This is a genomic window from Poseidonibacter sp., from assembly GCF_041821165.1.
Classification (GTDB): domain Bacteria; phylum Campylobacterota; class Campylobacteria; order Campylobacterales; family Arcobacteraceae; genus Poseidonibacter.
In genome coordinates this window covers 1-8,807 of record NZ_JBGUES010000093.1, presented here as the reverse complement: position 1 = coordinate 8,807, position 8,807 = coordinate 1, and the positions used below count along the sequence as shown (strand labels likewise).

Sequence of the window (8,807 nt, the reverse complement as noted above, 5' to 3'; positions counted from 1 at the left end):
CTCATTTAAAAAATCCTCTATTTGTTTTTCTATTTCTTCTATTTTTAAACTTGCATCAATAAATAGATGGTTAATTCCAAGTTTTATTATTGTTTCTTTCATTCTATTTTGAATATCAATTAGATAATCAATTCCTCTTAATTCTATTGCATCATTTTGCTTTTGAGATAATCTATACTTTAATTCCTCAGGGCTTAATTCTAATAATATTACATGAGATGGAAGTATATTATTTGTTGCAAGTAAATTTAGTTCAATCATTTTATCTAAATCAAAATTTGAAGCATAGGCAATTCCTGAAATCATTGACCTATCTGAAATAATCATTTTATCTTCATTGTTAAGTATAACTTCTTCAATATGCTCAGCACGATCTGCTAAAAATAAAAACATTTCTGCAATTTTTGATTTTGCTTCACCATTTAAAGCCATTGTTCTTAACTTAGCTCCAATTTCTGTTCCACCTGGTTCTTTTGTAAAAAGAGCATATAAATATTTCTTTTGTAAAAGTTCTAATTGTGTAGATTTACCAGCTGTATCAATACCCTCTATTACTACATACATTCTAATACTTCCTTTGGAATTAAGTGTTGGAATTTACCTTTAAATCTAATAATTTCTCTTACAATTGTTGATGATACAAAAGCATTTTCAAGTGTTGGCATTAAATAAAGTGTTTCAATTCTTTTATTTATAGATGAGTTTGCATATCCCATTTGAAGTTCAAATTCAAAATCAGAAACAGCTCTTAAACCTCTAATAATTGTATTTATATTTAAATCATCAGCTAAATCAACAAGTAGGGTATCAAAACCTAGAACTTTTACACCTTGTATATCTTTTGTAGCAGCTTTTGCAAACTCTACTCTTTGTTCATGAGAAAACATAGGCTTTTTTCTTTCACTTTTAGCAACAGCAATAACAACTTCATCAAATATATTTGCAGCTCTTCTAATAATATCTAAATGACCATTTGTAATAGGGTCAAATGTACCACTATAAATTGCTTTGTTATAAGATGCTTCACATTTGTTTTCAATATCTTTAGACATATTTATTCCCATCTTTTATATAAGTTATGTTTTATCTTGAGTAAATCAAACCATTTACCAATTAAAAATTTTTCCATATCTTCTAAACTTTGTTGATTAGAGTAGTAACCTAAAACAGGAGGTGCAATAGTAATACCTAAATTCGATAATTTAAGCATATTCTCTAATGCAATTGAATTTAAAGGCATTTCTCTTGGAGCTAGAACTATCTCTCTTTTTTCTTTAAGCATTACAGTAAATGCTCTAGTTATCAAAGAATCAGAAATACCAACTGCACATTTTGCAAGTGTGTTCATTGAACATGGTAAAATTATCATTTTATCAACTTCAAAAGAGCCTGAAGCAATTGGTGCAGCTATATTTGAATCATCAAAAATTTGGATGTTTTTTTTATCTTTAAATAGTTTTTTTACAGATATATTATTTTCTAATTTTAAAGCAGTTTTTGCACTTTTTGATAATACTAGAAAAACTTCAATCTCTGAAGGTAAATTTTTTATAAAATTAATACTTAAATTAGCCCCACTTGCACCTGAAATAGCAACAGTTATCTTCAAAGTAAACCTTTTTAATCATTATTAAATTTTCAAGATAATAGCAAAAAAATACTTTGAATTCAAGATGGATTATCAATGTAAAAGCTAAGAGTTCGAAACTATCGATTTTTTAGGAACTTTACTTCTTTTGTTAAGCAAAGGTTAATAATATTACAGTTAACATTTTGTATAATTTTAATTAAAATATAAGATTTAAAAATAATTATACTTATTTCTAAAAGGACTTTTATGTCAAAAATTTTCACATATGTTAGAGTTAATAAAAATAATCAAAGTTATGTACAAGAGCAAATGGAATTACTTGAAAAGTATATTCAAAGTAATAACTTTAGTGTGTATAAAAACATTGAAATTGATATAACTTCATCAAATGATGAAAAATACATTTTAGAATCACTAAAAGATTGTGAAAAAAAATCTACAATTATTGTTGCAGATTTAAATGTATTTGGAAGAACAATTGAGAATATTTTAGAAATAGTAAAACATATTTTATCAAATAAGATAAGAATCTTAGTAGTTAAGCAAAAACTAGAATTAATTGATGATGACGATATGCTAACACAAATGGTACTTGGAGTAATTTCAATGACTTTAAGTCTTGAAAAAAACCTTATGAGTTTAAGAACAAAAGAGGCTTTAATTGTAAAAAAATTAAATGGAATAGCTCTTGGAAAACCTTTTGGTACTATACAAAAGTCAAAATTTGATAATCAAAGAGATAAAATTGAAGAGTTACTTTCAGTTGGATTATCTGTTAGAAAAATTGCAAAACTGCTTGGTTATAATAACCATATTGGATTAAATAATTATGTCAAAAAAAGAAATATAAGAGAAAACTTACCATCAAGTGAAGAGATTATAAATTAATTATCCTATTTATAATAGCTTTACGAAAATATTGGTACAATATCCACGAATTTAAATTATAGGAATTATATATGAAAGTATTATTAGTAAAAGATGTTAAAGGTTTAGGAAAAGCTGGAGAAGTTCATGAAGTTAAAGATGGTTACGGAAAAAACTTTTTAATTGGTAAGGGATTTGCTAAACATGGAACACCTGAGGTACTAAATAGATATAAATCTGAGCAAAGAAAAATTGCACAAAAAGAAGCAGAAGAGCTTCAAGAAGCAAAAGAATTAGCTGAAAAAATAAATTCTACTAAATTAACAATTAAACATAAAATTGGTGCAAATGGTCACTTAATTGGTTCTGTTACAAATAAAGAAATTTCAGAAGCTTTAAGTACTCAATTCTCAATTGAAATAGATAAAAAACATATCTCTTTAGAAAAAAAGATTAAAACAGAAGGTACTTTTGAAGCAACGTGTAAGTTAGGTCATGGTGTTAATGCAACTTTAAAAATTGATATTATTGGAGAATAATTGAATGTTTGATGCAACTACGATACTTGCCTATAAAGGTAAAAATAAAGCTGTAATTGGAGGTGACGGTCAAGTTACTTTTGGAAATACAGTTTTAAAAGGTAATGCTACAAAGATTAGAAGACTTTACAAAGATAAAATTTTAGCAGGATTTGCAGGTAGTACTGCTGATGCGTTTAATCTTTTTGATATGTTTGAAGTTCACTTAGAAAATACAAAAGGTGATTTATTAAAAGCCGTTATTGCATTTTCAAAAGAGTGGAGAAAAGATAAAGTATTAAGACGATTAGAAGCTATGATGATTGTATTAAATAAAGATAATATCTTTATTTTATCAGGAACTGGTGATGTTGTAGAACCAGAAGATGGAGCAATTTGTTCTATTGGTTCTGGTGGAAACTTTGCTATTTCTGCTGCTCGTGCATTAGCAAAACATTCAGATTTAGATGAAGAAGACTTAGTAAGAGAATCTTTAATGATTGCTGGTGAACTTTGTATTTACACAAATCAAAATATTAAAATATTAACAATAGAGGATTAAAAAAGTATGGATATGACACCAAAACAGATAGTTACATACTTAGATGATTATATCATTGGACAAAAAGATGCTAAAAAAACTATTGCATTAGCTTTAAGAAATAGATACAGAAGAATGCAGGTAGAACCTGAACTTCAAGAAGAAATTATGCCTAAAAATATTCTAATGATTGGAAGTACAGGTATTGGTAAAACAGAAATAGCAAGAAGATTATCAAAAATGATGAAACTTCCTTTTGTAAAAGTTGAAGCATCAAAATATACAGAAGTTGGATTTGTAGGTCGTGATGTTGAATCAATGATTAGAGATTTAGTTTATGAATCAATAAATATTGTAACTGCTGATTATGAAGAAAAAATTAAAGAAAAAATCGAAGATGAAGTTCATAGACAAATAATTGAAAAACTTGTTCCTCCACTTCCTGAAACTGCAAGTGAAAGTGCAAAAGAATCTTTTATCAAAACATATAATGTAATGGAAAAGAAACTTCTTGATGGTTCATTAGATGATAAAAAAATTGAAATAGAAGTTCCTAAAAAAGCTCATGTAGAAATTTTAGATTCATCAATGCCTTTAGATATGTCTTCAATGCAAGAAAGCCTAAATAAAATGTTAGGTGGATTAAATAAAGATAAAATTAAAAAAGAAGTAACTATTAAAGATGCAAAAGTTCTATTAAGAAGTGTTGCTAGTGAAAATTTATTAGATAAAGAAGCTATAAAAGTTGAAGCTCTAAAAAGAGCTGAAAATGGTGGAATTATTTTCTTAGATGAAATTGATAAAATTGCATCAGGAAAAACAAATCAAAATCAAGATCCAAGTAAAGAGGGTGTTCAAAGAGATTTACTACCAATTGTTGAAGGTAGTTCTGTTCAAACAAAATTTGGACAAATTAAAACAGACCATATTTTATTTATAGCAGCTGGAGCATTCCATGTTTCTAAACCAAGTGATTTATTACCAGAATTACAAGGAAGATTTCCTTTAAGAGTTGAATTAGAATCATTAGATGAAGAAGCTTTATATAAAATTCTAACAAATACTAAAAACTCACTTTTAAGACAATATAAAGCCTTATTAAAAGTTGAAAATGTTGAATTAGAGTTTGATGATGATGCAATTCGTTCTTTATCAAATTATTCAGTTAGAGCAAATATGAAAACAGAAGATATTGGTGCAAGAAGACTTCACACTGTTATTGAAAAAGTATTAGAAGATATTTCTTATGATGCAGATGAGAGAAGTGGTGAAAAAATTATTATAACAAAAGAGTTAGTATCTGAAAAACTTGATGATATTGTAGATAACGAAGATTTATCAAGATATATCTTATAAGTTATAAATTAATAATTTTTAGCTAGAATAAAATTCAATTAATACTGGGAGAATTTACATGAACATAGTTACTTTTTTCGAAATGGATGAATCACTATTTGATTCTAATCACAAAGTAGAACATTTCCATAGTGGTGCTTCTGGTGAAGCTGATATTGCAATTATCAATATTGATACAATTTTTGAATTTGAAGAAAATAAAGCAAATGCATGTAAGAAAAAATTTGTTTCAATTGCAGTAATTGACGATGAAAGTGATTATGATGCATTTAAAAACTTTGGAATTGATGCATGGATTAAAGGTGCTGATATTCATAAAATTAATAATATTATAAATCTTGTAGAAAAAAAGTTGCTGTCATAATTATAGATACACATTGTCACTTAGACAACAAAAAATTTTACGAAGATATTGACGAAGTAATACAAAATGCACTTTCTCATGGGGTTAAAGGTTTTTTAATCCCAGGGGCTGATTTTAATGATTTACCACAATCTGTAAAACTTGCTGAAAAATATAAAGAAGTATACTTTGCAGTGGGTATTCATCCTTATGATATTGATATGTATGATGAAAAAGTACTACAAGAGTATATAAATCATCCTAAATGTATTGCAGTAGGTGAATGTGGATTAGATTATTTTAGACTTCCAGAAGACGAAGAAGAGAAAAAAGCCAATATAAAAAAACAAAAAGAGGTTTTTATTTCGCAAATTGAATTTGCAAAAAAAGTAAATAAACCTTTAATTGTACATATTCGTGAAGCTTCTAATGATTCAAGACAGATTTTAATAGATTATGATGCTAAAAGTGTAGGTGGAGTTCTTCATTGTTACAATGCAAGTGAACATTTATTACCTTTAGCTGATCATAATTTTTATTTTGGAATTGGTGGGGTTTTAACATTTAAAAATGCTAAAAAATTAGTTGATGTTTTACCTAAAATTCCAAGAGAAAAATTAATCATTGAAACTGATGCTCCGTATTTAACTCCTCATCCTCATAGAGGTGAAAGAAATGAACCATACTATACTGTATTTGTTGCCAAAAAAATGGCAGAACTATTAGATATAGATGAAAATGAAATTCAAGAACTGACAACTACGAATGCTATTAGATTATTTAAAGAGTTTTCTAGTATTGCTTAGATATAATTCTTCTTATTTTAGAAAGGAATTTTCTTAAAATAAGAAGTTTATCTTTGATATTAATGCATTTAATATTTAAAAATATTTGATTATATAATAAATTTAAAAAACTTCTATAAAAATTCCAGAATAAAAATTGTGCAAATATTATATAATCAAGTATTATAAAACAGGAGAAGAATTGAAATTTTCAAATAAACTTATAAAAAATTGTATTCTTACAGGTTTTATTACAAGTACCTTATTAATTACAGGATGTTCAGAAAAAAGTACTGTTCATAGAGCTGATATTAGTAAAGTTTATAAGCATAATTCAAATAAAAATATAAGAAACTCAAAAGCTATGCATAGAGCTACTTTAAAATCTTATAGTGTATTTGGAAAAAGATATTATCCAATGGTTGCAAATTTAGGTGATGAGTTTACAGGTATTGCATCATGGTATGGTCCAAGTTTTCATGCGAAAAAAACATCAAATGGTGAAATATACGATATGTATGCTATGACAGCAGCACATAAAACTTTACCAATGAATACAATGCTTAGAGTTGATAATTTAGAAAATGGTAAATCAGTTGTTGTAAGAATCAATGATAGAGGTCCATTTGTTGCAGGTCGTATTATTGATTTATCAAATACAGCAGCACATAAAATTGATATGGTAAATAATGGAACAGCAAAAGTTAAAATTAAAGTTTTAGGTTATAACGGAAGAATTGATGATTCTCTTTCTCCTATAAATGAAATGCCAGATAGAATTGCTGAAAACAAAATAGAACCATTACTTGATATTAAACCAATTGAAAAAGTAACAAATACGAATAAACCAATTACTGCTGAAAATTTCAATATTCAAGTTGGAGCATTTAGTAAAAAAGAGGGTGCAATTGCTACTAAGAAAAAATATGAGTCACTATTTAACAATAAATATAATGTAGTTGTAAAAGAGGTATCTTCAAATTCAAGATCTTTACATAAAGTATTTATCACTGGATTTAATTCATATAATCAAGCAGAATTATTTAAAGATTTAAATATTTTAGATAATGCAGTAATAATTAAAAATTAAGGTTATACATGACAGAACTTAATAGAGAAACAAAAGAAACTAATATCAAATGTAAAATTGATATTCATGGAACAGGAAAATCAAATATAAATACAGGTGTTGGTTTTTTTGATCATATGTTAGAAGCTTTATCAAAACATAGTGGTATTGATATTGATTTATCTTGTAAAGGTGATTTACATATTGATGCTCATCATACTGTTGAAGATTGTGGGATTGTTTTAGGAAAAGCTTTAAAAAATGAAATTTTCCCAATTGAAGCAGTTGAAAGATATGGAAACGCAACTGTTGTTATGGATGAAGCAGCTGTTACTTGTGCATTAGATTTATCAAATAGACCTTTTTTAGTTTATGAACTTAATATTTCTGAAAAAGTTGGAAATTTTGATGTTGAATTAGCAGAAGAATTTTTCCATGCAGTATCTGGAAATGCTGGAATTACATTACATATAATTCAAGATAGAGGTAGAAATAAACACCATATTTTAGAAGCTGCATTTAAAGCATTTGCAGTTGCACTAAGACGAGCATTAGTAAAAAATGAAAGATTAGGAATTCCAAGTACTAAGGGTGTTTTATGATTAAATTAATTGTATTAGATGTAGATGGTACTTTAACTGATGGTAAAATTACTTATACAAATAATGGCGATGAAATTAAATCTTTTGATGTTGCAGATGGTTTAGCAATTGCTACATGGACTAAAAAACTAGGTAAAAAAGCTGCCATTATTACAGGAAGAAACTCTTTAATCGTAGAAAGAAGGGCTAATGATTTAAAAATAGAACACTTACATCAAGGTATTCACAATAAAGATGAAGTTCTTCAAAGTATTCTTGATGAAGAGGGTATTACTTGGGATGAAGTTGCTGCTATTGGTGATGATTTAAATGATTACAAAATGCTTAAAAAAGCAGGTTTATCTTTTACTCCAAAAAATGGAACAGAAGTATTAAAAGAGTTTGTTGATGTTGTTTGCCAAAACCAAGGTGGAAGCGGTGCAGTAAGAGAAATGATTGAAATAATTTGTAAAAAAGATGAAATAGAAAAGGACTTTTTAAACGCATGGATATAAGGTTTTTTGCTTACATTTTATTAATAGTATCAGTAATGGGATATTTTATACCTGTTGAAAATAAACTAAATACAAATGATAGTTTAGATATTCCATTAGTAGTATTTGATAAACCTTTAATGTATACATTAGATGAAAAAAATGTTTCTAAAATTATAGATGCTACTCATGCAGTAAGATATAAAAATAGAGATGAAATGTATGACGCAACTATTACTTTAAAAAACTCTAAACCAGAAGAAAACTATAATTTTGAAGAGCTAAAAGCAGAAGTTATTATAAAAAAAGCAGATGATATAACTCTTAGAAAAAATGTATTTTATAAAAGAGATGATTTTGTTGATTTAAAAACAGATGAACTATTTTATAATACAAAAACAAAAATTGCTTATAATTCTAAGCCTTACGAAGGTAATTATTATAAACATTATATCAAAGGTACAAACTTATATTTAGATGGAATAAAAGATAATATGAAATCAAAAAATGTACACTTTGAAGTTGAAATGAAAAATAAAAAATAAAAAGGTTGTCAATGAAATATTTAGCTGGTTTATTAATCTGTTCTACACTTTTATTTGCACAAAGTGATAAACTTATAATTGATGCACAAAAATTTGAAGCAAATGATAAAAAAGGTT

13 protein-coding genes are annotated in these 8,807 nt (G+C 26.7%); 10 read left to right on the top strand and 3 right to left on the bottom strand.

The window, feature by feature from the left end:
* The 3 genes from tmk to ACERKK_RS08315 form a co-directional block, all read right to left on the bottom strand.
* A partial coding sequence (gene tmk, locus ACERKK_RS08325; protein ID WP_373772619.1) for a dTMP kinase occupies positions 1-564 on the bottom strand: 564 nt, incomplete at its 3' end.
* Positions 555-1,052 (bottom strand): pantetheine-phosphate adenylyltransferase, encoded by a 498-nt coding sequence (gene coaD, locus ACERKK_RS08320; protein WP_373772618.1) that lies wholly within the window; start codon positions 1,050-1,052, stop codon positions 555-557. The genes coaD and tmk, both read right to left, overlap by 10 nt.
* A 2-nt stretch (positions 1,053-1,054) precedes the next feature.
* Positions 1,055-1,609, bottom strand: a complete 555-nt coding sequence (locus ACERKK_RS08315; protein ID WP_373772617.1) for a UbiX family flavin prenyltransferase — start codon at positions 1,607-1,609, stop codon at positions 1,055-1,057.
* A gap of 228 nt (positions 1,610-1,837) precedes the next feature.
* On the opposite strand from ACERKK_RS08315, the gene ACERKK_RS08310 reads away from it, so the two are divergent.
* The 10 genes from ACERKK_RS08310 (at position 1,838) to lptC (ending at position 8,690) form a co-directional block, all read left to right on the top strand.
* Complete coding sequence (locus ACERKK_RS08310; RefSeq protein WP_373772616.1) at positions 1,838-2,479, top strand: recombinase family protein; 642 nt, start codon at positions 1,838-1,840, stop codon at positions 2,477-2,479.
* A gap of 71 nt (positions 2,480-2,550) precedes the next feature.
* Positions 2,551-2,997: a 50S ribosomal protein L9 gene (gene rplI, locus ACERKK_RS08305; protein WP_373772615.1), complete on the top strand. Its 447-nt coding sequence runs from the start codon at positions 2,551-2,553 to the stop codon at positions 2,995-2,997.
* A gap of 4 nt (positions 2,998-3,001) precedes the next feature.
* Positions 3,002-3,538, top strand: coding sequence for an ATP-dependent protease subunit HslV (gene hslV / locus ACERKK_RS08300; protein ID WP_373772614.1), 537 nt, complete (start codon positions 3,002-3,004; stop codon positions 3,536-3,538).
* 6 nt (positions 3,539-3,544) lie between these two features.
* Entirely contained in the window at positions 3,545-4,873 is a 1,329-nt protein-coding gene (gene hslU / locus ACERKK_RS08295) for an ATP-dependent protease ATPase subunit HslU (RefSeq protein WP_373772613.1), read from the top strand.
* 58 nt (positions 4,874-4,931) lie between these two features.
* On the top strand, positions 4,932-5,237 hold the full coding sequence (locus ACERKK_RS08290; RefSeq protein WP_373772612.1) for a hypothetical protein: 306 nt from the start codon (positions 4,932-4,934) through the stop codon (positions 5,235-5,237).
* Complete coding sequence (locus ACERKK_RS08285; protein ID WP_373772620.1) at positions 5,234-6,022, top strand: TatD family hydrolase; 789 nt, start codon at positions 5,234-5,236, stop codon at positions 6,020-6,022. The genes ACERKK_RS08290 and ACERKK_RS08285 overlap by 4 nt, the downstream gene beginning before the upstream one ends.
* A gap of 181 nt (positions 6,023-6,203) precedes the next feature.
* Complete coding sequence (locus ACERKK_RS08280; RefSeq protein ID WP_373772611.1) at positions 6,204-7,091, top strand: septal ring lytic transglycosylase RlpA family protein; 888 nt, start codon at positions 6,204-6,206, stop codon at positions 7,089-7,091.
* An 8-nt stretch (positions 7,092-7,099) separates the two neighbouring features.
* Positions 7,100-7,672 (top strand): imidazoleglycerol-phosphate dehydratase HisB, encoded by a 573-nt coding sequence (gene hisB / locus ACERKK_RS08275; protein WP_373772610.1) that lies wholly within the window; start codon positions 7,100-7,102, stop codon positions 7,670-7,672.
* Entirely contained in the window at positions 7,669-8,166 is a 498-nt protein-coding gene (locus ACERKK_RS08270) for a KdsC family phosphatase (RefSeq protein WP_373772609.1), read from the top strand. Before hisB ends, ACERKK_RS08270 begins: the two co-directional genes overlap by 4 nt.
* On the top strand, positions 8,157-8,690 hold the full coding sequence (gene lptC, locus ACERKK_RS08265; RefSeq protein ID WP_373772608.1) for an LPS export ABC transporter periplasmic protein LptC: 534 nt from the start codon (positions 8,157-8,159) through the stop codon (positions 8,688-8,690). Before ACERKK_RS08270 ends, lptC begins: the two co-directional genes overlap by 10 nt.
* Positions 8,691-8,807 lie beyond the last annotated feature (117 nt).

What these genes read in the sequence shown, in the direction of transcription:
- ACERKK_RS08290 (WP_373772612.1), top strand. Translation starts at nt 4,932, where the DNA reads ATGAACATAGTTACTTTTTTCGAAATGGATGAATCACTATTTGATTCT.
- hisB (WP_373772610.1), top strand. Translation starts at nt 7,100, where the DNA reads ATGACAGAACTTAATAGAGAAACAAAAGAAACTAATATCAAATGTAAA.
- coaD (WP_373772618.1), bottom strand. Translation starts at nt 1,052, where the DNA reads ATGTCTAAAGATATTGAAAACAAATGTGAAGCATCTTATAACAAAGCA.
- rplI (WP_373772615.1), top strand. Translation starts at nt 2,551, where the DNA reads ATGAAAGTATTATTAGTAAAAGATGTTAAAGGTTTAGGAAAAGCTGGA.
- ACERKK_RS08310 (WP_373772616.1), top strand. Translation starts at nt 1,838, where the DNA reads ATGTCAAAAATTTTCACATATGTTAGAGTTAATAAAAATAATCAAAGT.
- lptC (WP_373772608.1), top strand. Translation starts at nt 8,157, where the DNA reads ATGGATATAAGGTTTTTTGCTTACATTTTATTAATAGTATCAGTAATG.
- hslU (WP_373772613.1), top strand. Translation starts at nt 3,545, where the DNA reads ATGGATATGACACCAAAACAGATAGTTACATACTTAGATGATTATATC.
- ACERKK_RS08270 (WP_373772609.1), top strand. Translation starts at nt 7,669, where the DNA reads ATGATTAAATTAATTGTATTAGATGTAGATGGTACTTTAACTGATGGT.
- hslV (WP_373772614.1), top strand. Translation starts at nt 3,002, where the DNA reads ATGTTTGATGCAACTACGATACTTGCCTATAAAGGTAAAAATAAAGCT.